The organism is Rossellomorea aquimaris (assembly GCF_000935355.1).
GTDB lineage: Bacteria > Bacillota > Bacilli > Bacillales > Bacillaceae_B > Rossellomorea > Rossellomorea aquimaris_B.
Window position 1 is genome coordinate 1 of sequence record NZ_JXZC01000012.1, and the last position, 21,041, is coordinate 21,041.

Sequence of the window (21,041 nt, forward strand, 5' to 3'; positions counted from 1 at the left end):
TAGTTTTCAGGGAATAAATTTTAATTTACCCCTTGAAAAACACTGAAAATATTATATAATAGTATTTGTCATTGTAAGCAATATGTCTGGTGATAATGGCGAAGAGGTCACACCCGTTCCCATGCCGAACACGGAAGTTAAGCTCTTCAGCGCCGATGGTAGTTGGGGGATCTCCCCCTGTGAGAGTAGGACGTCGCCAGGCTATATTATTCCGCAGTAGCTCAGTGGTAGAGCTATCGGCTGTTAACCGATCGGTCGCAAGTTCGAATCTTGCCTGCGGAGCCATTGCTTCCATAGCTCAGCAGGTAGAGTGCTTCCATGGTAAGGAAGAGGTCACCGGTTCGAGCCCGGTTGGAAGCTTTTATATTTTTATTTGAATGGCCCATTGGTCAAGCGGTTAAGACACCGCCCTTTCACGGCGGTAACACGGGTTCGAATCCCGTATGGGTCACCAAAGTTTTTTGCGCAAGCAAAATAACTAACCATTACATATTGGAGGATTAGCTCAGCTGGGAGAGCATCTGCCTTACAAGCAGAGGGTCGGCGGTTCGATCCCGTCATCCTCCACCAAGTTTTTTTACGAAAGTAAAATAAACTTCATTGAATTTGCGACAGCAAAATGTCTTTCCTTAAACACTTTTTAAATTCAATATGCCGGTGTAGCTCAACTGGTAGAGCAACTGACTTGTAATCAGTAGGTTGGGGGTTCAAGTCCTCTTGCCGGCACCATGTTTTTTTAGCTGGAGGGGTAGCGAAGTGGCTAAACGCGGCGGACTGTAAATCCGCTCCTTCGGGTTCGGCAGTTCGAATCTGCCCCCCTCCACCACTGTATATTTAAGTGTAAAATGGACATCCTATAAATGTCCCTTTTTTATGCCATTAGAGTAATTATTGGGCTATAGCCAAGCGGTAAGGCATCGCACTTTGACTGCGACATGCGTTGGTTCGAATCCAGCTAGCCCAGCCATTACGAGCCATTAGCTCAGTTGGTAGAGCATCTGACTTTTAATCAGAGGGTCGAAGGTTCGAGTCCTTCATGGCTCATCACACATTTTCTCACATCGCATGGTGTGAGAATTTCTCTATAATCTTAATCACATGATGGGGCCTTAGCTCAGCTGGGAGAGCGCCTGCTTTGCACGCAGGAGGTCAGCGGTTCGATCCCGCTAGGCTCCACCAAAGATTTTTGCGAGAGCAAAATATCTTTCCGTTTACGAAGCGTGAGCGAAGTAAACTAACCATACATACGACATGATTAAACCTTGAATCTTTTAGGAGATTTGAGGTTTTTTTGTGTGTGAAGATAGAATGGGTATTAAATGCTACTATTTAGGCGTCGGTTTAAAGGATTGCTTAATTTATTATCGACTTTCCCGTATTTTCAAATCGCCCTTTACCCCGGACCACGAATCAATATCAATTTCCCCCACTGGCATCCTCGTCCAAAAAACGTCTACATAATCTTACACCATTCCACCTTTAATACCTCTACACACGCATATATATACACAATCCTGTCCAGTTGAACCATGGCTTATTGTATGGATAAAATAGAGGAGTAAATAAATTTCGAATTGGGGGAATTTTTCATGAAGAAAAACATTTCTATTATTGGTGTACCGATGGATTTAGGTCAAATGCGCAGAGGCGTGGATATGGGGCCGAGTGCTATCCGTTACGCCGGAATCGTTGAGCGTCTTGAAAACCTTGGGTATGAGATTAAGGACTTAGGGGACATCGAGATTGGCCAGGCAGAGCGTGTACATAATAATCCTGATACGAACCTGCGTAATTTGAAAGCGGTTGCTGAAGCCAGTGAGACGTTGGCTGGTAAGGTGAATGATGTTATCGGGAGTGGAGATTTCCCATTGATCTTTGGTGGAGACCACAGTATTGCGATCGGAACATTGGCTGGCGTTTCTCCTCACTATGAGAATTTAGGTGTGATTTGGTATGACGCACATGGTGATTTGAATACAGGGGATACGTCTCCGTCAGGTAATATTCATGGCATGCCTCTTGCGGTGAGCCTGGGTATCGGCCATGAAGATTTGACAAGTATCGGGCAGAACTCACCAAAGATTAAGCCTGAAAACATTGTCATCATTGGAGCTCGTTCTTTAGATGAAGGAGAAAGAGAGTTAATTAAAGAAAAAGGCATTAAAGTATATACGATGCATGAAATCGATCGCCTTGGTATGACGAAGGTAATGGAAGAGTCCATTGATTACTTGAAGAGTAAGACGGATGGCGTTCATTTATCTCTTGATTTAGATGGATTGGATCCTAGCGATGCTCCTGGGGTAGGGACTCCTGTTCTTGGGGGGATAAGCTACCGTGAGAGTCATTTGGCAATGGAGATGCTACAAGAAGCAGGAATTATTACATCTGCGGAATTTGTAGAAGTTAATCCTATTCTGGATGAAAAGAATAAAACGGCTACTGTAGCTGTAGCGTTGATGGGATCCCTGCTTGGAGAGAAATTACTATAATTCATTCTGTTCTCGCAATGCTTCCCACATAAAGGACGGTAGAATATTTTAAGGTTGTCCGGGGTGACTTGTGAGAGTGAATAAATCAAAAAAGGCTGAGAACCCTTCAAGGTTCTCAGCCTTCATCTATTTCTCTTCAATGGTGTTTTACCACTTGGTATTGATTTAATAGATCGTCAAGACGAGTACTCAAATCAACAACTTGCTCATCGGCAAAGGAAGACTTTAATGCTAGCTCGACCATTTGGCGACGGCAGTCTTCAATTTGAAATAATAACTCATTCATTCTTCCCCTCATTTCGAGATCCTCCTACAAATAGAAATAATTAGTTCCTTTATACCCTTTTTCTAATAATTGTAAACATTTTTCCTGGAAAATTTGTTAGGATAGTAATATAAAAAATTTGAAACCTTTTGATAGGGTGTTACGTATATAAATATAGCCGCATAGAGCGGAGGTTGTGAAATGGAAGCATTAGTGAAAAAGCGGATAAAACAAGTGTTGAAAGGTGATCAGAACGCATTTGCAGAATTAGTCGAGCTTTATAAGGATAAAGTGTTTCAAATTTGCTACCGGATGCTTGGTAATCGTCATGAGGCAGAGGATATTGCTCAAGAGGCTTTTATCAGGGCATATGTAAATATTGAAACCTTCAATCAAAAGAGAAAGTTTTCTACTTGGCTCTTTCGGATAGCGACGAATCTATGTATCGACCGGATCCGGAAGAAGAAGCCGGATTATTTCTTAGATGCAGAGGTAGCAGGGACTGAGGGTCTGACGATGTATTCACAGGTGGCAGCGGATGTTCAGCTTCCGGAAGATGAAGTGGAGAATATGGAGCTGCAGGAAACCATTCAGAAGGAAATTTCCAAGTTACCCGAGAAATATCGATCGGTCATTGTTTTAAAATATATTGAAGAGCTTCCTCTTCAAGAAATCAGTGAGATATTGGATCTACCCCTGGGAACGGTTAAAACAAGAGTACATAGAGGGCGGGAAGCTCTCCGTAAACAATTAAGATCACTGTAGAGAGGGTGAGTGAACATGAAGCCTTGTCCTGAAGAAATCATCGGGTATATGCATGATTATTTAGATGGAGATTTAAATAGAGAAGAAGAGGAAACGTTGAAACATCATTTGCAGGAATGCAGTGAGTGTCAGCACCACTTCCATGAGTTGAAAAAAGCGATTGCGTTTGTACAGAGCACATCTCACATCAGTGCTTCTACAGACTTTACGGATAAAGTCATGTCAAGATTACCGAAAGAGAAGAAGAAGGTGGGTGTAAAGAGATGGTTCAGGCACCACCCGCTACTCACGGCTGCTGCACTATTCCTGTTCTTCATGACCGGGAGTTTCCTCACTTCCTGGAATGATGATCAGGCTTTCTCTTTTACTAAAAATGCTAAATTAGTCGTTCAGGATCATACGGTTGTCGTACCTGAAGGTGAAGTCGTAAATGGAGATCTGACGGTTCGAAATGGCGATGTGAAAATAGAAGGAAAAGTAACAGGGAATGTCACGGTCATCAATGGAAAGCAGTACTTGGCTTCTGCAGGGAGCGTAACGGGAGAAATCCATGAAATCGATGAGGCATTCGAGTGGCTTTGGTACCAGATCAAAAAAGGGGCTAAAGACACGTTAGATTGGGGAAATTCGCAACTTGAAGAAAAGTAGGATAAAATAGAGGGGATGGAATGTAAGGTCCGTCCCTAAAGGGCTGACACTTTTGTTTTTGTGTCAGTTTTTTCATGCAAAAACGTGAGTTCATGAATAGAAAAGAAAGAATCATGAAGCCGTGGGTGTCTTTCATTTGACAGTTAAAAAATGTGCTATAATGGGAACGTTACGAAAATGGAGAAGCCACACATGGCGGCTTACGCTTTCGATTAAGCTATTGGAGGATGTAATATGCCGTTTATCAATATTTTTTCGGATTACTCCGCGCTGGATTATGTCTCTGATATTGTAGATATACTCGTAGTATGGTTTGTAATCTATAAACTGATCATGCTGATAAAAGGAACGAAAGCAGTACAATTATTAAAAGGTATTTTTGTCATTATCATTGTGAGAGGTCTTAGTAGTATCTTCGGATTGGATACTCTGGGCTGGATGATGGAACAAGCCCTTACATGGGGGTTCCTGGCGATTATCATCATTTTCCAGCCTGAGCTCCGCAGGGCCCTTGAACAACTCGGAAGGGGACGTTTATTCTCGAGGTCCGGACTTCAGGAAGAAGAAGAGCAGGAGCAGATGATTGAATCAATGACGAAGGCCGTAAGTTATATGGCAAAGCGTCGAATCGGTGCCCTCCTTACCCTTGAGCGGGAAACAGGAATGAGTGATTATATTGAAACAGGTATTCCACTGGATGCCAAGATTACATCTCAATTGCTGATCAATATCTTTATCCCTAATACACCTCTTCATGATGGAGCTGTTATCATTCAAAAAAATCAAATTGCTGCAGCGGCGTGTTATCTTCCATTATCGGAAAGCCCTTTTATTTCAAAAGAATTGGGCACAAGACACCGGGCGGCACTTGGCGTCAGTGAAGTAACAGATAGTATTACAATTGTTGTATCAGAAGAAACGGGAGCTATCTCCATTACGAAAAATGGAGAGTTACATCGCGACCTCTCTTTGGAGCGCTTCAGGGAAATTCTTACGGTAGAGCTCATCGGCGATAAGACGAATGCTTCCTCAACGAAATGGAGCTTTAGGGGGAAGAAAGATAATGGATAAATTCATGGAAAGTCGTTGGTTCATGCGAATTGTCGGACTGATGTTAGCATTCATTCTCTATCTATCCGTTAACTTTGATGAAATACAGAAGACGGCTAGCAATAATAACGGCAACTCTCAAAATGCGATTGAAACGATCCAGGACGTCCCGCTTGAAGTTTTCTATGATCGTGAGAATTTAGAAGTAAGCGGCTTGCCTGATACGGTGAATGTAACGGTGGAAGGATCCAGGGCGATCGTACAACAGGCTAAACAAGTGAAGGATTTCAGAGTCTACGTGGATTTGAATGATATCGGAATCGGTGAGCATCAGGTTGAAATTCAGATTGATAATATTTCCGAGAAACTTGATGTCAAACTCGATCCGGACTTTGTCAATATATCGGTTCAAGAAAAGGTCACAGAAGAATTTACAGTTGAACCTCAATTCAATGAAAGTATTTTATCCAATGGGTATGAAGCAGAAGGTCTTGCTGTGGATCCAAAAACAGTGAAAGTGACGGGCTCAAAGGATGAAGTAGAACAAATTGCATATGTCATTGCAACTCTTGATTTAGATGAAGAAATCAATGAAAATGTGACAAGGGAAGCCCGGGTACAAGTACTTGACCGTGAGTATAACAAATTAGATGTCCAAATTGATCCGGAAGTGGTCGAGGTGACCGTTTCGGTAGCGAACCCGAGTAAAAGTGTACCTGTCACCATAAAACAAAATGGGAGCCTTCCTGAGGGCACGACCCTGGAGTCGATTTCCGTTGAACCTGAAGAGGCAACGATTTTTGGCAGACAGGAAGTATTGGATACAGTGGAAGAATTGCTGGCAGAGATTGATCTATCGAAGATTACGAAGGACTCAACCATTGCGGTACCACTTGCCTTGCAAGATGGTTTAAATAAAGTGGCCCCTGAGGAAGTAAAGGTGAATATCGATGTCAATACAACCGAAGAAAAGAGCCTTTCAGGACTTGAAATTACACCACAGGGATTAGCTGAAGAATATGAGTATACTATCATGTCTCCTGAAGAGGGTCTGGTAGACGTAGCGTTGAAAGGTGAGAATGCACAAGTGAGCAAAGTGACGAAAGATGATTTCTCACTGGCTCTCGATCTTTCAGGGCTCGAACCAGGCGAGCATGAGGTGGAAATAGTGGCAGAAGGGCCCGAGGATATTGAATGGACCCTGTCTCAGCAAACAGTAAAAGTAGAAATTAAAGAAAAGAACACATCAGCATAAGAGCTGTAAAAAGGAGAGAATGACAATGGGTAAGTATTTTGGAACGGATGGAGTAAGAGGTGTGGCTAATGCAGAGTTAACACCGGAATTAGCATTTAAGCTTGGTCGTTTTGGTGGATATGTTCTAACAAAGGATGCTACGCGTCCCAAAATATTGATTGGAAGAGATACCCGGATTTCCGGACATATGCTGGAGGGGGCTCTTGTTGCGGGACTTCTATCAATTGGTGCAGAAGTGATGCGCTTGGGTGTTATTTCAACTCCAGGGGTTGCTTACTTAACGAAAGCGCTGGGAGCACAGGCTGGTGTCATGATTTCTGCTTCTCATAATCCGGTTGCAGATAACGGCATTAAATTCTTCGGACCGGATGGATTCAAGCTATCAGATGACCAGGAAAACGAAATTGAAGATCTATTAGACCAACCCGTTGACGGGCTGCCTCGTCCGACCGGAGCTGATTTAGGACAAGTCAGTGACTATTTTGAAGGTGGACAAAAATATCTGCAGTATTTAAAACAGTCAGTAGATGAAGATTTCGATGGCTTACATATTGCGTTAGACTGTGCACATGGGGCAACTTCTGCTCTTGCTACTCATCTGTTTGCTGATTTGGATGCTGATATCTCTACGATGGGCGCATCACCAAACGGATTAAACATTAATGAAGGTGTAGGATCTACCCACCCTGAAGCACTTGCTGAAATGGTGAAGGAGAAAGGTGCAGATTTAGGACTTGCCTTTGATGGAGATGGAGATCGGATCATCGCGATCGACGAGCATGGGCAGATTGTGGACGGAGATCAGATCATGTACATCTGCGGTAAATACTTAAAGTCCCAAGGTCAATTAAAACAGTCTACAGTCGTTTCTACTGTCATGAGTAATCTCGGCTTCCATAAAGGGCTTGAAGAGCACGGTATCCAAAGCATTCAAACGGCGGTTGGCGATCGCTATGTAGTGGAAGAAATGAAGAAAAATGGCTATACTCTGGGCGGTGAGCAATCAGGCCACATCATCTTCCTGGATTACAATACAACAGGTGACGGTCTGTTAACGGGTATCCAACTCGTAAACATTATGAAAATGACCGGTAAATCATTATCTGAACTGGCGGGAGAAATGCAAAAGTTCCCTCAAAAGCTTGTGAATGTAAGAGTGACAGACAAGCATCATGTAACAGATAACGAAACCGTCAAAAATGTGATCGAAAAGGTTGAAGAAGAAATGAACGGAAATGGTCGTATCCTTGTTCGTCCTTCTGGAACTGAGCCGTTAGTACGTGTAATGGCAGAAGCGCCTACAGAGGAACTTTGTGAGCGTTATGTAAATGAAATCGTACAAGTGGTTGACGAAGAAATGGGTTTAAATGAATAGTTGATTTTTTGTGCATAAGGGGTCAACAGATGCCCCTTATGCATATTTAATAAGAAGAGTCCTTTTGAACGGGGGCTTAAGTTTCCCCAATGATGTCCTAAGAGAGAAGGTTTGTTACCACTTGGTTTATCACTGCTCTGTTGCGGGAACATGACAATGGGATAACAACTTCTTGTACTGATCAGATTTTTATTGACTAAGGGAAACCTGCTAGTGTATGATGATTTTGTTTTCGTTTTTCAAATTAAATGGAAATGAGTCAAGAAGGAAAGGTGGATAGTGAGTCATCATCTTTATAAAGCGCCAGGGCTAAACGATGGATACGACAAGAATCGTTTAGTTGACGAGGTGGAGGTTTATCGAGCATTCGGCGGATGCCTCCCGGTTCGCATGTGTCACCGAACCGAAAGTTTCTTCCTTAAATCGTTGAGGCAACTTAATGGACAAAGGGAAGAAAAAAGCGACCAATGTAAATACTAATGACAAACAGAGATAAGGGGGCAAGTTGTCCCCAAAAGAGTTCTTGCCCCCTTGTATGTTCAGGGAGGATATATTAATTATGTGTGGAATTGTTGGATATATTGGAAATTCAGATACAAAGGAAATTCTTTTAAAAGGTCTTGAAAAGCTTGAGTATCGCGGTTATGACTCTGCAGGTATCGCTGTTCAAAACGATGAAGGCATCCATGTGTTTAAAGAAAAAGGGCGTATTGCCGATCTTCGCGGTATCGTTGATGAGAGTGTATCAAGCAACACAGGAATCGGTCACACTCGCTGGGCTACCCACGGTGTACCAAGCAAGGTGAACGCTCACCCTCATCAAAGTAATTCAGGCCGTTTTACAATCGTTCATAACGGAGTAATCGAAAATTACTCTCAACTGAAACGTGAATATTTAACGGATGTTACGTTCAAGAGTGATACGGATACGGAAGTCATCGTTCAGTTGATCGAGAAGATTGTTGAAGAAGGAAACACAGTAGAGGAAGCTTTCCGTCAAACGTTAATGCTTCTTAAAGGTTCCTATGCCATTGCCCTTTTGGATTCTGAAAACGATGAAACGATCTATGTAGCGAAAAACAAAAGTCCACTTCTTGTTGGTCTTGGAGAAGACTTCAACGTTGTAGCAAGTGATGCTATGGCTATGATTCAAGTTACGGATCAATACGTTGAGCTTATGGATAAAGAAATGGTCATCGTAACAAAAGAGAAGATTGAAATTCAAAACCTTATCGGTGAAGTAATGGAACGTGCTCCTTATACCGCTGAAATCGATGCGAGTGATATTGAAAAAGGAACATACCCACACTACATGCTGAAAGAAATTGATGAGCAGCCACTAGTGATGCGTAAAATCATTCAGGCGTACCAAAATGAGAGCAACGAGCTTCACATCGATGAGCCAATTGTCGGCGCGATGAAAGAAGCGGACCGTGTCTACATCATTGCATGTGGAACGAGTTACCACGCTGGTCTTGTTGGAAAGCAGTTCATCGAGAAGAGTGCAGGAATCCCTGTGGAAGTTCATGTAGCGAGCGAATTCAGCTACAATATGCCGTTGCTTTCTGAGAAACCATTGTTCATCTTTATTTCTCAAAGTGGTGAAACGGCAGACAGTCGTGCCGTACTTGTGCAAGTCAAAGAGCTGGGACATAAATCATTAACGATCACAAACGTAGCGGGTTCTACACTATCCCGTGAAGCGGATTACACATTGCTTCTTCATGCAGGTCCTGAAATCGCTGTTGCTTCCACCAAAGCGTACACGGCTCAGCTTGCTGTCCTTGCTATCCTTGCACACGTTTCCGGTCAGGCATGTGGAAACAACCAGGACTTTGACCTTGTTCAAGAGCTTGGTATCGTAGCTACTGCAATGGAAGCACTTTGCGACACGAAAGAAGAGTTTGAAGATATCGCACGCGAATATCTTTCAACGACTCGCAACTGTTTCTTCATTGGTCGCTCACTGGACTTCTACGTCGGTCTTGAGGGTGCATTGAAGCTGAAGGAGATCTCCTACATCCAGGCAGAAGGATTTGCGGGAGGAGAGCTTAAACACGGTACAATCGCTCTGATTGAAGAAGGTACACCGATTGTTGCACTTGCAACACAGGAAGAAGTTAACCTAGGCATCCGAGGAAATGTGAAAGAGGTAGTCGCTCGTGGAGCAAACCCTTGTATCATTTCCATGAAAGGCCTAGAAGACGAAGAAGATCGCTTCGTCATCCCGGAGGTTAACCCATTGTTAACACCTCTTATCTCTGTCATCCCATTACAATTGATTTCTTACTATGCTGCCCTGCACCGCGATTGTGATGTAGATAAGCCTCGTAACCTGGCAAAGTCAGTTACGGTTGAGTAAGGATTCATTAGACTAAAACCGGTTAGTCCTTTAAGGGCAAGCCGGTTTTTTATTATTTTTGCTTATCGGTGAAGCAATGACCTCAAGCACATTCCTTTACCCAACCAAGTAAAACCCTTATAATCATACAAATAGATTCATGATCTCTTCGTGCACCAGCGAATATAGAGTAACCTGCTGCTTTCACAGTCCAGGTTACTTTTTTATTGGGAAGGGTACGATAATAGAGAGTGAAAAACGGTGTGAAAGTAAGGGTATGATGATTAATGAAACAGTTACATAGACAGAATGTTTGGCTCGGAAGGTTCCTTGCTTCAGACCCGGGCCGGAAGAGATTTCAGCAGGCAGGTAAGGCAACGATCAGTTTAATATCGGCTGTGTTTACGATGCTATTTTTATTAAAACTATTCGATCACACAGCGGTTACGCCTGCCATTGTGTCAGGTATGGTGGGGATGCTCGGGATTTTCGTCGTCATGGATGACACAACGGCTAAAAAGAAGGTCACTACCCCATTGATTGGTGTGGCTGTAGCGGTTGGAATTACAGTGGGCTCTGCCTTTGCCCATTTTAGTCTCCTGGTGAATATCCTGCTGGTGGGAGCGATATTCAGTGCTTTTTATTTCTCCCGATTTGCCATCCGGTATTTTTCCATGGGAATGGCAGGATTTATGTCGATTTATATTTCTTCAATTTTGCAACTTGATGTGGCGCATCTATCATGGTTCTATATTGGGATTGTGATTGGTGTAGTGTACGCTTTTCTATATAACTTCATTATATTTAAAGGCTCGGTTCATGTATTAAGAAGGAGTATGCGTTCATTTCATATTCAATCCAATTTGACGTTTACGATTTTAATGAAGATGATCGAGGATCCCGAGACGAGTAGTAAGCGGAGAAAGCTTCTCGATCGAAATGTTCGAAGGTTGAATGAGTATGCAAGAATCGTAGCCGGTGATATCAATGAGAACGATTTGAAGAAGCTTTGGCCGGGTATCGAGCCTTCGCAATTGCGTCTCTATGTTTTTGATACCGAGATGTTGATTCAGACGCTGACCGATTCTTTAAAACGGCTCAAGGAGTTGGATGCCTTAGAGGTTAAGGAGCTTAGACGCTTGTTGGTTTGGGTTCTCCGTTCGCTCCGTGATGCCGAGGTACTGGCCCAGGATTATGATCCCCGTTCTCTTGAAGAAGCGGAAAAAGCCATCCAGGCCCTTCGTCTGCTGTTATCAGAGATGTTGAATCAAGAAGAAAAGCCTAAAGGCTGGGTGTACCTTCTAAGGCGTATCGAGTCCATTGCCAATCATGTACTGGAAGCAGCCATCACGATTCAAGAATCGTTGAAGGTTTCAGAAAGCAAGGTAATTAAAATTGAGAATAAGGTTGAGTCTTCGGACGAGGAAAAAGAGGATAAGACTGAAGAAGAGACCAAGAGTTTAAAGCCTTCCACACGTAAGGCGATTCAAGCGCTTGTTGCAGGTACGTTAGCGATTATCGTTGGGGAGCTGATTGCTCCTGCACAGCCCTACTGGGTACTGTTAACGACCTTTATTATTCAAATTGGTACAGAGTCAGTAGGAAGAACCTATATAAAGGCCTTCCAGCGATCGGTAGGAACGGTGATCGGTGCCATACTTGGATTCGGAGCGGCAAAGCTCGTTTCAGGAAATTCTGAGCTTGAAGTTTTTCTTCTGTTTGTCGTTCTGTTCCTGGCCTTCTATCTTTTCACGGTTTCGTATACCCTCATGAGCTTGTTCATTACGATGCTCATTGCGTTTATGTATGACCTGCTGCTGGGAGGAATCAGTATGCAGCTGATGGGGGCGCGGGTCATTGATACCATTGCAGGAGCGTTGATTGCCCTGACTGTCTCGGCGTTTGTATTTCCAAAGAAAACGAAGGACAAGGTGGCAGACGCTTTTGATGATTTTCTTGAAGAACTTGGAGGATATGTTTCTTCCTATATTAAGACCTTTACGAATAGTGAAGGCAAGCCATTAACAGATCAAGCATTTGATCTCGATCAGAAACTTCAGGGTATAAAGGATGAAGCACAGTCGCTTCTGCAACGACCGGGTTCCATGACAAGATCGGGCATCGGCCGTTGGATCACTGTGTTGACAGCCACCAACTATTACGCGAAGCATCTGCTGGCTTCATCCCATAGAAAAGTACCGGCAAAGGTTTCGGATGAACTAAATAACGTTTTTCATCAGACAGAAGAGAAAATCACTCATAACATCGAAACGTTACGTGAGCTGCTAAAAGAAAATGAGGGTGCACGGGTCTTTTGGAGTTTAAGTGAGGAACGGGAAAAGATCGAAACCCTGGCACCAAGCAGATTGAAGTCACAGATGGATCTGATTCATCACCTCTACTATGTGTGGAAAATCAATCAATCGATTGTGGCACTTGGAGAGGAATTGGGTGCAGAGGTGAAAGAAATAAAAACAGAAGGGTAAAGCGGAAAATCGCTTTATCCTTCTGTTATTTTTTACTCGGTCGTTTACTATCGCAAGGCGTCATTACGGCTGAGGTGTGGTATATAAATAGTCGATTTAACTAATTTTTTGTCAGAAGTTGTTTTAATCCATTATTCTTCGGGAAAACCATACCATCTATACATTTATATAATGGTGAGGTGGAGAAATGGCAGTCGAAAGCTTGTTGTTCACAAAAGAAGATATGGTAAACCCTGATCTTGTTCCCGAATGGGTGATAGAAGAATATAAGAACTTTCACGAGGTAGTAACAAATCGAACGTTTCCTTGTTATTTCGGTATGACCGGAGAGAAAAAAGGAGAGCTTCGATATTCGTATATAAGTCACGATAATTGGGAGCATCTTCCCCAAACGATTCAAGAATTTATCGATTTGTTTGATGTACCGGAGGGTGAGCGGCTGATTCGACACGGATTCTTTTTGTTTGTGGAACCGGAAGATGAGGAGAGGTCCGTCCCTCATTACCGTGATTATTTCTGGAGGATTCTGCAGTTTCTTCATCGTGAGGATGAGGAGGCTTGGCCTGAGGGTTATCCTGAGGATCCGGATCATCATTTGTGGGCGTTTTCGTTCGCCGGGGAGCCGTTTTTCGTGTTTGGGAATGCTCCTGCTTACAAGCAGCGTAAGACGCGAGATCTTGGGAACAGTTTAGTATTAGGCTTCCAGCCGAGAAGGATCTTTGAAGGGTTGGAGGGAACGTCAAAGGGTGGCATCATGTCCCGTGAGAAAGTAAGGGAGCGTGTCGAGAAGTGGGACGGCTTACCGAAGCATCCGAATATCAGTCATTATGGAGATCCTGAACACCGTGAATGGAAGCAATACTTCATTGGGGACGATGTGGAACCGATCGAGGGCAAATGCCCCTTTCACCATAAATAAGAGAAAGAGTGTCGGGACACAGCCTGACACTCTTTTTCTTAATATATATCCACATTCCCACTGGAAACCGAAACAGTGATATCGTATTTTCCGGACCCCGCCACACCTGTAAGGTCCCCATCGTCTACCTTTTGATTCTTTAATGGAAGATTGCAGGAAATGTCTCCGCTGCTTGCTTTTCCGTTCAGTTTAAAGCTCGCGTCTTCCGGCAGATCCAGGTTGACACCTCCAGAGCTTACATCAAAATTCAGGTCCCCTTTTAGCGTGTCCATCGAGACCGTTAACTCACCAGATGATAAGTCACCTTCCAGCGGGCCTTCGTAATTCGACAACTCCACATCCCCGGAGCTGATATCGACATTCCCTTCTTTTGTGGAGAGAGCATTCACGACCAAGTCTCCGGAAGAACCATCATGTTCGAATACATTCGTTTCAAGGTTTTCTAGAATCATGTTCCCGGAACCCATCTCCACGGATAACTCATTCAGCTGCATTCGATTCGCATCGGATTCTCCGGCAAATTGTAAGTTACCGGAGCCTATCTCGATTTCCATGTTTCGATCATACTCTTTTGGAATGTACACGGTTACGTTTGATTTGCGGTTGAATCCTATCCATTCATACCATTTATGCTTTACAGCCACTTCGATGGTGTCGCCTTTTTTAGCTAAAGTCATCGTCCCTTTCCCTTCAATGTCAACCTTTACTTCATTCCTTTCTGAAGGGATGACTTCTGTATCGCTGCCTTCCATTTTGAGATCAATATGATCTATTTTGTTCGTTACTTCCATTCGCTCTCCCGATTGACTTTCTTTTGCAAACAAAGATGTATTGTCATTTAAGATGACGTAAAGTGTCCCTAATGCCAGCAGAGCAATGATCACGGCAAAAGCATTTTTCATTAAAACCCCTCGCTTTGGTTTGTTTTTCCATTTCATAATTCTATTTTAATTCAGCTGCCACATCATCACAATGAGCCATAGGATTATTTTTGAATCAGACCAGAGGCGGAGTGCGTCAAGGCTATGTAATAGAAAAAGACCGGTCTCGGGGGACCGGTCTTAACCTTTATTTCGCGATAAACATCTGCGTCCAATAAATCCCCTGGCTGGGATCCTTCGCTGTACCAACGCCGATATGAGTGACTTGTTTGTTTAAAATATTTTTGCGGTGACCTGGACTGTTCATCCAGGCGTTCACAACTGATTCAGGTGTTTTTTGTCCAACGGCAATGTTTTCTGCTGCCGTGGAGTAATCCACCCCGAAGTTCTCCATCATTTCAAAAGGAGATCCATACGTTGGAGACGTATGAGAGAAATAGTCATTTTCCTTCATGTCCTCTGACTTCATCTCCGCCACATTCCCTAACTCTCCATCCATCTTCAGGGCATTAAGTCCATTCTTCTTCCGTTCCTGGTTGGTTAAATCGACTACCTGCTTCACAAATCCACTGGCATCAGAAGTCTGTGCATCCTGCTTGGGCTGCTGTTCCGTTGGTGGTTCAGGCTGACCCGTATTCGGTTCTTGTGCAGGCTGATTCGGCTGCCCGGCTTCATCATTACCGGGGGCATTCTCCTCACCCGGATCTAAATGTGTAAATTCGCGTAAGTCCCCATTTGGATCTATCGGGGCCATGAAACGGTGAAGGGGAGTTTGGTTCCGTTGCTGGTTCCCTTGCATCCCATACATTCCATCCCTTCCATTGTTACCATAGGAAACGGGATCGTAATTCACGTTCTGTGTATCCATCAGGTTATCGTTTGTATCGTTATTGTTACAGGCTGTCATCAGCATAAACGGGATGACGGCACAGACTGTTATCGAAAGAAAGCGTTTATTCATGTGTGAACCTCCAGTAGTGTTGATTACCTTTTATAAGGCATTAACAGTCATTAATATTTACTCTCGCCGTCTTTCTTATCCTGTTAAAAATAGGGTTTGCTTCTAGGTTTTAAAAGGGGTTCTGAGCTTCTTGCCCGAATAGTTAGTAATAAGGAAGAAGGAGGTTTTTCATAATGGAACGGAAACGTTTTCGGGAGATAGGAGGCAGTATCGGTTCCTATACATGTGGGGAATATAACAGTATTACCGATGTCGAGGGAGTAAAAGTCGGTCATAAGACTCTTCACTATGAGCATGACGGTACTGTGGCAAGGACGGGTGTCACGGCGGTCTTACCTCACGAAGGGAATCTGTTTCGAGAGAAGATAGCTGCTGCCAGCTATGTAATCAATGGCTTTGGAAAAACAGTCGGGACGATACAACTGGAGGAGCTCGGGGTGCTTGAAAGTCCTATCCTCTTGACGAATACCCTTTCCGTTGGGGACGTACTAAAAGGAGCGGTTCAATATATGCTGGATGAAACACCTGAAATCGGCGACACAACAGGGACAGTAAATGTCGTTGTGGGAGAATGCAATGATGGTTTTCTCAATGATATCCGAGGTCTTCATGTGAAACCTGAAGATGCCAGGGAAGCCATTCTTCATGCACAATCCGGACCTGTTGAAGAAGGGTGTATCGGAGCGGGAACCGGGATGCTATGTTTAGGATATAAAGGTGGTATAGGGACCAGCTCCAGGGAGTATGCCTTTGGAGAAGAGAAATATACGGTGGGAGCACTCGTATTAACGAATTTCGGACAGAAAAAGGATTTAAAGATTCCCATCCTTACCACCGGGGAAAATAAGGATATACCCGATGGATCCACCATGATCATCTTAGCCACTGATGCACCTCTCAATGAAAGGCAGCTTAAACGACTGGCCAAACGTGCTTCATTCGGTCTTTCAAGAACGGGTTCATATGCAGCACATGGAAGTGGTGATATTGTCCTTGCGTTTTCTACTGCTCACCGCATTCCACATCAACCCGATCATGATCACACGATTCCTTACTCTTTCATTAAAGAAGACGGCCCGATCATATCCACTCTATTTGAAATGACGGTGGATAGTGTAGAAGAAGCCATATGGAACTCTCTTTGTAAAGCGGAAACCACAACGGGCAGGAATGATCGAAAGGTGGAAGCCATACCTTTAGATTTGCTTTATGGACTGATGAAATAAGACCTGACCTTTATTTGTTACCTTTTTTAGGTTTTTCTTTAATGAAAATTTACTTAACCATTAATAAATGGGGTATACCTTACATATACGTACGAACTATTTAATTGAAGGAAGTGACAGTCATGAATGATACCCCTATGCCTCTTTCGTTTTTCCAACAGCCCACATTGGAACTTGCAAAGTCTCTGTTGGGATGTGTGTTAGTGAAAGAGACGGAGGAGGGAACAGCTTCAGGTTATATTGTAGAAACGGAAGCCTATTTAGGACCAGAGGACCGGGCGGCTCACAGTTATGGAAACAGACGCACGAAGCGGACGGAAGTCATGTTTCATGAAGCAGGCCGGATCTATACATACGTTATGCATACCCATTGTTTAGTTAATGTAGTGAGCGGTGAACGAGAGAAGCCTGAAGCGATTCTCATTAGAGCCGTTGACCCCCTTGGCGGCTTGGAACTTATGGAAAGAAGAAGGCCCGGTCATTTAAAGAAAAATTGGACAAATGGTCCAGGAAAATTGACGAAAGCGTTAGGTATCACAATGAAGGATTACGGAGGCAGCTTTTTAGCACCGCCTCTGATCATTTCAAAAGGATACCAGCCTGAAAACATTGCGGAAGGAAAGCGAATAGGGATCGATAACACTGGAGAAGCCAGGGATTATCCGTGGAGGTTCTGGGTTAAAGACAATCCCTATGTATCAAGATGAAGACTTTTTAAGAATTTTCTAATTTTCACTGAAAATCCACCCCATAAGTACTATGTTTGTGGTATATTTTTCTTATAAGGTGAATTCATCGTATACTGACAATTCGAATGGGAGCTTTGAACCTAAATGATAGATGGGCGCTTACATTTAGGGGAGCTAGTAGCGCAACCGACCACATACGAACGTAGAAATACGTTTTTGTGTGGTTTTTTTTATAAACTATAGAGAGTATAGGGGTCCTATGAACATCTTTACTATTTTTCAAAACAACTATATTTATCATGATTTTCAGCCCTTATATGAAATGGGCGAGCAACAAACCCTCTTTGCATATGAGGGCCTGTTACGAAACAAGTATAATGAAAATCCTGAAAGTGTTTTTCAGTCGGCCATGAAAGCGAATATCTTATATAAGCTTGATACCTTATCCATTTCAAAGGCTCTTGAAAGCTTTTCAGAGAATGGACTGAAGACCTGTAAGTTATTTCTTAACATTTATATCACGACGATTCTCCACCCAAGCTTTCATACCTTTTTTTATGACCTCATGAAGAAGCATCCTGAAATAAAGGGGCGTCTTGTGCTGGAGATTAATGAGTCGAGTGCGGAGGAACTCTGGCAGAATCCATTATTAAAAGAGTCACTTAAAGAACTTAAGCAATATGGAGTATGGTATGCGATCGATGACTTTGGTCAAGGGACATCCTCCATCAAGAAATCCATTGAATATGAACCGGAAATTATTAAACTGGATCGCTTTTTTGCCCTGAATCTGTCACAAGATGATAAGAAACAACGATTCCTGTCTTTTTTTAATCAATTCTACGGTAAAGACACGTTGATTGTATTAGAGGGAATTGAAACCAAACAGGATATGCAAGTGGCAAAGGATATTGGGATTACAATGGGGCAGGGCTTTTATCTTGGAAGGCCGAGTCGGTTATTAGCTTAAATGAAAAAGGTGACTTTGAACTATAGGAGTCACCTTTTTTCGTGGTATCTGCAGTGGTTTCGTCAGAATTGAAATAAAATTGAAAACATTTAATATTTCCATTAAACTGATGAAAAAGAGAAAAAAAGGGGATCAGGGTATGAGGCTAGTGACATTTCCGCTGAAATTTATGTTCTATTATACTCTTGGGTTGATTGGTATTTTAGCCGTGAGTATTGCTCCTGAAGTATTTAAGGAGAGGGGCCTGTATAATATTGTCGGATTCTTTGAAGAGTTTATTAAGTTTGTTTTTGTATTTTTGGACGGTGAAAACTGGAGCTATTCATATAAAGGGGTAACCGTCGATTTTCTGGACATGCTTTGGGGACCGTATTTATATTCATTACAGGTTATCGGTGGGGCATTGGGTTTAGGTCTGGGAACAGCATTCATCCTTACGATCATTACAGTGTTTTTGCCCCGATGGGTTGCTTCTTCTCTAAAGAAAGTATTAAATCTCTTTGAGACGGTGCCTGACTTAATGTTTGCTTTTATGCTCCAGCTTCTCATTGTATATGTTTTAAAGCATTTCGGCTTCGAATTAATGAAATTTACAGAGTTTGGGGATGAAAAGATCTTTCTTGCTCCGATCATCACCCTATCCATTATTCCCATGATCTCTTTCTTTCGTATTCTTCTTTTTATTATGGAAGAAGAAATGCTTAAACCACATATTGAGTTTGCCCAAAGTAAAGGCATGACGAAAGGCAGGATCCTCTTTGCTCACGTACTGAAAAATATTTCTCCAAGTCTGTTTTACCATGGAAAGCTGATTATATGGGGAATGCTGTCGAGCTTATTTATCATCGAAACGATTTTCAATATGAGAGGAATCACGTATTACATCGTCCAAGACTTCAGACCAATGGTCATAGCCATCTCACTGATTATGATTTACACGCCTTTTTTTATTGTGTATCAAGGTGTATATCTGTGGATTAATCGGGAAGTCAGTGTGGATCATACCAAATTTAAAAAAGATAAAACGAAGTGGAATGAATGGAAGATATGGAGCCGGCTTTCTACTATTAGCCGGCTTTGGTGGCAGCATATGCATAATGGGAAGTTTGCCATCGGGTTCAGTGTCATCTTTCTTTTAATTGTTACGAGCTTCCTTTATCCAATGCTGAAAGAAGATCCGATTAAACAAATTCAGTTTATGAAGAACGATGAGGGACGAATCATCAGCGCACCTCCACATAAACCATTTGGAGAGATGATATTAGGGTCGGATTTCTTCGGTTATAGCATCCTCGATCAACTGATCGTGGGGGCAAAGTATACCCTCTTATTTGCATTGGTTGTCGCTTCACTGAGGGTTATAGGTGGATTCTATCTAGGTATTGCCTATCATTTTTATTTGAAAGAAAACAGGAAAAATTGGCTTGATCGAATGGTGGATTCCATTCATTTCCTGCCTTTAAGTCTCATTGCCTATCTTCTTTTACGACCAGTTCTATGGGGATTGCCCGTCTTGGGATGGGAACACTCCATCTTTGAAAGACTCGTTTTTGAAGCTGTCGTGTTAACGATTCTTGTGCTGCCGTTAACGACGGTTTTAATAGGGAATGAACTGAAATTATTAGGAAAACAGGATTTTGTTCTGTCGGCGAAGCTCTTAGGGGGAAGTAACCGGCATTTGCTATGGACGCATCTATTCCCGCACCTGGCACCAAGATTATTCATTATATGGGGGCAGCAATTTATCCAAACCCTTCTCATCCTTGTCCATCTGGGTTTATTTCATCTGTTCTTGGGTGGAACGATCATTACAGGAGGACTGGTACCCGATCCTCCGAAATCAGGAACGTTTGAATGGTCTGGTCTGATCAGTTCCACTAAAGATTCCCTAATGACCGGAAAGTACTGGATTGTCATTGCACCGTTAGCAGCCTTTATGATTGCCATCATCGCCATGCAGTTAATTGTGCAAGGTGTCAAGGAAATCCAGCAAACGAAGGTAGGTGTATTGGTAAACAACACTCCAATTAAGAACAAACATAAGCTGGTCAAGAATAAAACCTACCGTCCAGTGACGGAAGATTTTCATTTGGTTCGGGAACAATCCTTTAAGGGATAGGGGGGAGATAGAGAGTGAGTAGAAAGAGTCCTAAATTACCACTAACCGACGAGGAAAGATCGGCACTTCGTAAAGAGAAGATCAGACTGGGAGACATCTTCGAACTGTCTCCCGATGTAATAAGTAAAAAATTAGACATTTCTATTGCTAGAGCCCGGTATTTAGTCGGCATGTCCATTTTTCAACGAATTCCGTCGATCGGACCGAATATGGCGCATAATGTGGTTGAAGATCTTGGTTATCATTCTTTCGAAGACATCAAGGATGAAAAAGGGGAAGACCTCATTATACAGTTGGAAAAGAAGTACGGCGTCTGGATGGACCCATGCGTGGAAGACTCCCTCAGGTGCGTCGTCCACCACGCAAACAATCCGGCATCCAAGAAAAACTGGTGGGACTTCACCACCCAAAGAAAAACCTACCGCCATACCCACGGTTACCCCAGTGACCGCCCAACGAAGGCCTGGGATGAGGGACGGACCACATAATATAAAAAGGCAGGAAGCCACAATCAGCTTCCTGCCTTTATTTACGCTCTCTTCGGGGACGGACTTCATTCGTATATCCTCCTCAAAATGGACATGATAAAGGAAAAGGAG

General features: G+C 43.0%; 17 protein-coding genes, 9 tRNA genes, 1 rRNA gene and 1 riboswitch. Of the genes, 24 read left to right on the forward strand and 3 right to left on the reverse strand.

What is annotated here, in order from left to right; translation table 11 throughout:
* Window positions 1–85 precede the first annotated feature (85 nt).
* The 11 genes from rrf (at window position 86) to rocF (ending at window position 2,492) form a co-directional block, all read left to right on the forward strand.
* A 5S ribosomal RNA gene (gene rrf, locus TV75_RS18915) occupies window positions 86–202 on the forward strand.
* An 8-nt stretch (window positions 203–210) separates the two neighbouring features.
* A tRNA-Asn gene (locus tag TV75_RS18920) sits at window positions 211–285 on the forward strand.
* 2 nt (window positions 286–287) lie between these two features.
* A tRNA-Thr gene (locus tag TV75_RS18925) sits at window positions 288–360 on the forward strand.
* A gap of 19 nt (window positions 361–379) precedes the next feature.
* Window positions 380–454: transfer RNA gene (locus TV75_RS18930), tRNA-Glu, on the forward strand.
* Between the two features lie 40 nt (window positions 455–494).
* A tRNA-Val gene (locus TV75_RS18935) sits at window positions 495–570 on the forward strand.
* A gap of 83 nt (window positions 571–653) precedes the next feature.
* Window positions 654–729 (forward strand) — tRNA-Thr (locus TV75_RS18940).
* 13 nt (window positions 730–742) lie between these two features.
* Window positions 743–826, forward strand: a tRNA-Tyr gene (locus tag TV75_RS18945).
* A gap of 66 nt (window positions 827–892) precedes the next feature.
* Window positions 893–967 (forward strand) — tRNA-Gln (locus TV75_RS18950).
* A 4-nt stretch (window positions 968–971) separates the two neighbouring features.
* A tRNA-Lys gene (locus TV75_RS18955) sits at window positions 972–1,044 on the forward strand.
* A gap of 59 nt (window positions 1,045–1,103) precedes the next feature.
* Window positions 1,104–1,179: transfer RNA gene (locus tag TV75_RS18960), tRNA-Ala, on the forward strand.
* Between the two features lie 410 nt (window positions 1,180–1,589).
* A complete protein-coding gene (gene rocF / locus TV75_RS18965) occupies window positions 1,590–2,492 on the forward strand; it encodes an arginase (RefSeq protein ID WP_044340372.1) in 903 nt (300 codons plus the stop codon).
* 136 nt (window positions 2,493–2,628) lie between these two features.
* Here rocF and TV75_RS21645 read toward each other — a convergent pair whose 3' ends face one another.
* Window positions 2,629–2,790 carry an aspartyl-phosphate phosphatase Spo0E family protein gene (locus TV75_RS21645; RefSeq protein ID WP_082051360.1) on the reverse strand — a complete coding sequence of 54 codons (162 nt, stop codon included), beginning with the start codon at window positions 2,788–2,790 and terminating at the stop codon, window positions 2,629–2,631.
* Window positions 2,791–2,958: 168 nt separating this feature from the next.
* Here TV75_RS21645 and sigW point away from each other — a divergent pair, with 168 nt between their 5' ends.
* The 8 genes from sigW (at window position 2,959) to TV75_RS19005 (ending at window position 13,596) form a co-directional block, all read left to right on the forward strand.
* Window positions 2,959–3,522: an RNA polymerase sigma factor SigW gene (sigW, locus tag TV75_RS18970; RefSeq protein ID WP_044340373.1), complete on the forward strand. Its 564-nt coding sequence runs from the start codon at window positions 2,959–2,961 to the stop codon at window positions 3,520–3,522.
* Between the two features lie 15 nt (window positions 3,523–3,537).
* On the forward strand, window positions 3,538–4,170 hold the full coding sequence (locus tag TV75_RS18975) for an anti-sigma factor family protein (protein ID WP_044340374.1): 633 nt from the start codon (window positions 3,538–3,540) through the stop codon (window positions 4,168–4,170).
* Between the two features lie 234 nt (window positions 4,171–4,404).
* On the forward strand, window positions 4,405–5,241 hold the full coding sequence (gene cdaA / locus TV75_RS18980) for a diadenylate cyclase CdaA (RefSeq protein ID WP_044340375.1): 837 nt from the start codon (window positions 4,405–4,407) through the stop codon (window positions 5,239–5,241).
* Window positions 5,234–6,475: a CdaR family protein gene (locus TV75_RS18985; protein WP_044340376.1), complete on the forward strand. Its 1,242-nt coding sequence runs from the start codon at window positions 5,234–5,236 to the stop codon at window positions 6,473–6,475. Before cdaA ends, TV75_RS18985 begins: the two co-directional genes overlap by 8 nt.
* Before the next feature lie 25 nt (window positions 6,476–6,500).
* Entirely contained in the window at window positions 6,501–7,850 is a 1,350-nt protein-coding gene (gene glmM / locus TV75_RS18990; RefSeq protein WP_044340377.1) for a phosphoglucosamine mutase, read from the forward strand.
* 559 nt (window positions 7,851–8,409) lie between these two features.
* A complete protein-coding gene (glmS, locus tag TV75_RS18995; RefSeq protein ID WP_044340378.1) occupies window positions 8,410–10,212 on the forward strand; it encodes a glutamine--fructose-6-phosphate transaminase (isomerizing) in 1,803 nt (600 codons plus the stop codon).
* Window positions 10,213–10,478: 266 nt separating this feature from the next.
* Window positions 10,479–12,677 (forward strand): FUSC family protein, encoded by a 2,199-nt coding sequence (locus TV75_RS19000; RefSeq protein ID WP_044340379.1) that lies wholly within the window; start codon window positions 10,479–10,481, stop codon window positions 12,675–12,677.
* A gap of 187 nt (window positions 12,678–12,864) precedes the next feature.
* Window positions 12,865–13,596, forward strand: coding sequence for a YqcI/YcgG family protein (locus tag TV75_RS19005; RefSeq protein WP_044340380.1), 732 nt, complete (start codon window positions 12,865–12,867; stop codon window positions 13,594–13,596).
* Between the two features lie 38 nt (window positions 13,597–13,634).
* Here TV75_RS19005 and liaG read toward each other — a convergent pair whose 3' ends face one another.
* Both liaG and TV75_RS19015 read right to left on the reverse strand, forming a co-directional pair.
* Window positions 13,635–14,498 carry a LiaG family protein gene (liaG, locus tag TV75_RS19010; protein WP_044340381.1) on the reverse strand — a complete coding sequence of 288 codons (864 nt, stop codon included), beginning with the start codon at window positions 14,496–14,498 and terminating at the stop codon, window positions 13,635–13,637.
* A gap of 166 nt (window positions 14,499–14,664) precedes the next feature.
* The gene (locus TV75_RS19015) at window positions 14,665–15,438 is read right to left on the reverse strand and encodes a CAP domain-containing protein (RefSeq protein ID WP_044340382.1); all 774 of its coding nucleotides are present in this window, start codon (window positions 15,436–15,438) and stop codon (window positions 14,665–14,667) included.
* 173 nt (window positions 15,439–15,611) lie between these two features.
* On the opposite strand from TV75_RS19015, the gene TV75_RS19020 reads away from it, so the two are divergent.
* From TV75_RS19020 to TV75_RS19040, 5 genes are all read left to right on the forward strand, one after another.
* On the forward strand, window positions 15,612–16,664 hold the full coding sequence (locus tag TV75_RS19020) for a DmpA family aminopeptidase (RefSeq protein WP_044340383.1): 1,053 nt from the start codon (window positions 15,612–15,614) through the stop codon (window positions 16,662–16,664).
* 122 nt (window positions 16,665–16,786) lie between these two features.
* On the forward strand, window positions 16,787–17,371 hold the full coding sequence (locus TV75_RS19025) for a DNA-3-methyladenine glycosylase (RefSeq protein ID WP_044340384.1): 585 nt from the start codon (window positions 16,787–16,789) through the stop codon (window positions 17,369–17,371).
* 102 nt (window positions 17,372–17,473) lie between these two features.
* A riboswitch (cyclic di-GMP riboswitch) is annotated at window positions 17,474–17,554 on the forward strand.
* A gap of 58 nt (window positions 17,555–17,612) precedes the next feature.
* On the forward strand, window positions 17,613–18,323 hold the full coding sequence (locus TV75_RS19030) for an EAL domain-containing protein (RefSeq protein WP_044340385.1): 711 nt from the start codon (window positions 17,613–17,615) through the stop codon (window positions 18,321–18,323).
* A 139-nt stretch (window positions 18,324–18,462) separates the two neighbouring features.
* Window positions 18,463–20,442: an ABC transporter permease subunit gene (locus TV75_RS19035; RefSeq protein ID WP_044340386.1), complete on the forward strand. Its 1,980-nt coding sequence runs from the start codon at window positions 18,463–18,465 to the stop codon at window positions 20,440–20,442.
* A gap of 14 nt (window positions 20,443–20,456) precedes the next feature.
* A complete protein-coding gene (locus TV75_RS19040; protein WP_044340387.1) occupies window positions 20,457–20,930 on the forward strand; it encodes a helix-hairpin-helix domain-containing protein in 474 nt (157 codons plus the stop codon).
* Window positions 20,931–21,041: the final 111 nt, after the last annotated feature.

What these genes read in the sequence shown, in the direction of transcription:
- TV75_RS19000 (WP_044340379.1), top strand. Translation starts at nt 10,479, where the DNA reads ATGAAACAGTTACATAGACAGAATGTTTGGCTCGGAAGGTTCCTTGCT.
- glmS (WP_044340378.1), top strand. Translation starts at nt 8,410, where the DNA reads ATGTGTGGAATTGTTGGATATATTGGAAATTCAGATACAAAGGAAATT.
- TV75_RS19005 (WP_044340380.1), top strand. Translation starts at nt 12,865, where the DNA reads ATGGCAGTCGAAAGCTTGTTGTTCACAAAAGAAGATATGGTAAACCCT.
- cdaA (WP_044340375.1), top strand. Translation starts at nt 4,405, where the DNA reads ATGCCGTTTATCAATATTTTTTCGGATTACTCCGCGCTGGATTATGTC.
- liaG (WP_044340381.1), bottom strand. Translation starts at nt 14,498, where the DNA reads ATGAAAAATGCTTTTGCCGTGATCATTGCTCTGCTGGCATTAGGGACA.
- TV75_RS19020 (WP_044340383.1), top strand. Translation starts at nt 15,612, where the DNA reads ATGGAACGGAAACGTTTTCGGGAGATAGGAGGCAGTATCGGTTCCTAT.
- TV75_RS18985 (WP_044340376.1), top strand. Translation starts at nt 5,234, where the DNA reads ATGGATAAATTCATGGAAAGTCGTTGGTTCATGCGAATTGTCGGACTG.
- rocF (WP_044340372.1), top strand. Translation starts at nt 1,590, where the DNA reads ATGAAGAAAAACATTTCTATTATTGGTGTACCGATGGATTTAGGTCAA.
- TV75_RS21645 (WP_082051360.1), bottom strand. Translation starts at nt 2,790, where the DNA reads ATGAGGGGAAGAATGAATGAGTTATTATTTCAAATTGAAGACTGCCGT.
- sigW (WP_044340373.1), top strand. Translation starts at nt 2,959, where the DNA reads ATGGAAGCATTAGTGAAAAAGCGGATAAAACAAGTGTTGAAAGGTGAT.
- TV75_RS19030 (WP_044340385.1), top strand. Translation starts at nt 17,613, where the DNA reads ATGAACATCTTTACTATTTTTCAAAACAACTATATTTATCATGATTTT.
- glmM (WP_044340377.1), top strand. Translation starts at nt 6,501, where the DNA reads ATGGGTAAGTATTTTGGAACGGATGGAGTAAGAGGTGTGGCTAATGCA.
- TV75_RS19025 (WP_044340384.1), top strand. Translation starts at nt 16,787, where the DNA reads ATGAATGATACCCCTATGCCTCTTTCGTTTTTCCAACAGCCCACATTG.
- TV75_RS19035 (WP_044340386.1), top strand. Translation starts at nt 18,463, where the DNA reads ATGAGGCTAGTGACATTTCCGCTGAAATTTATGTTCTATTATACTCTT.
- TV75_RS19015 (WP_044340382.1), bottom strand. Translation starts at nt 15,438, where the DNA reads ATGAATAAACGCTTTCTTTCGATAACAGTCTGTGCCGTCATCCCGTTT.
- TV75_RS18975 (WP_044340374.1), top strand. Translation starts at nt 3,538, where the DNA reads ATGAAGCCTTGTCCTGAAGAAATCATCGGGTATATGCATGATTATTTA.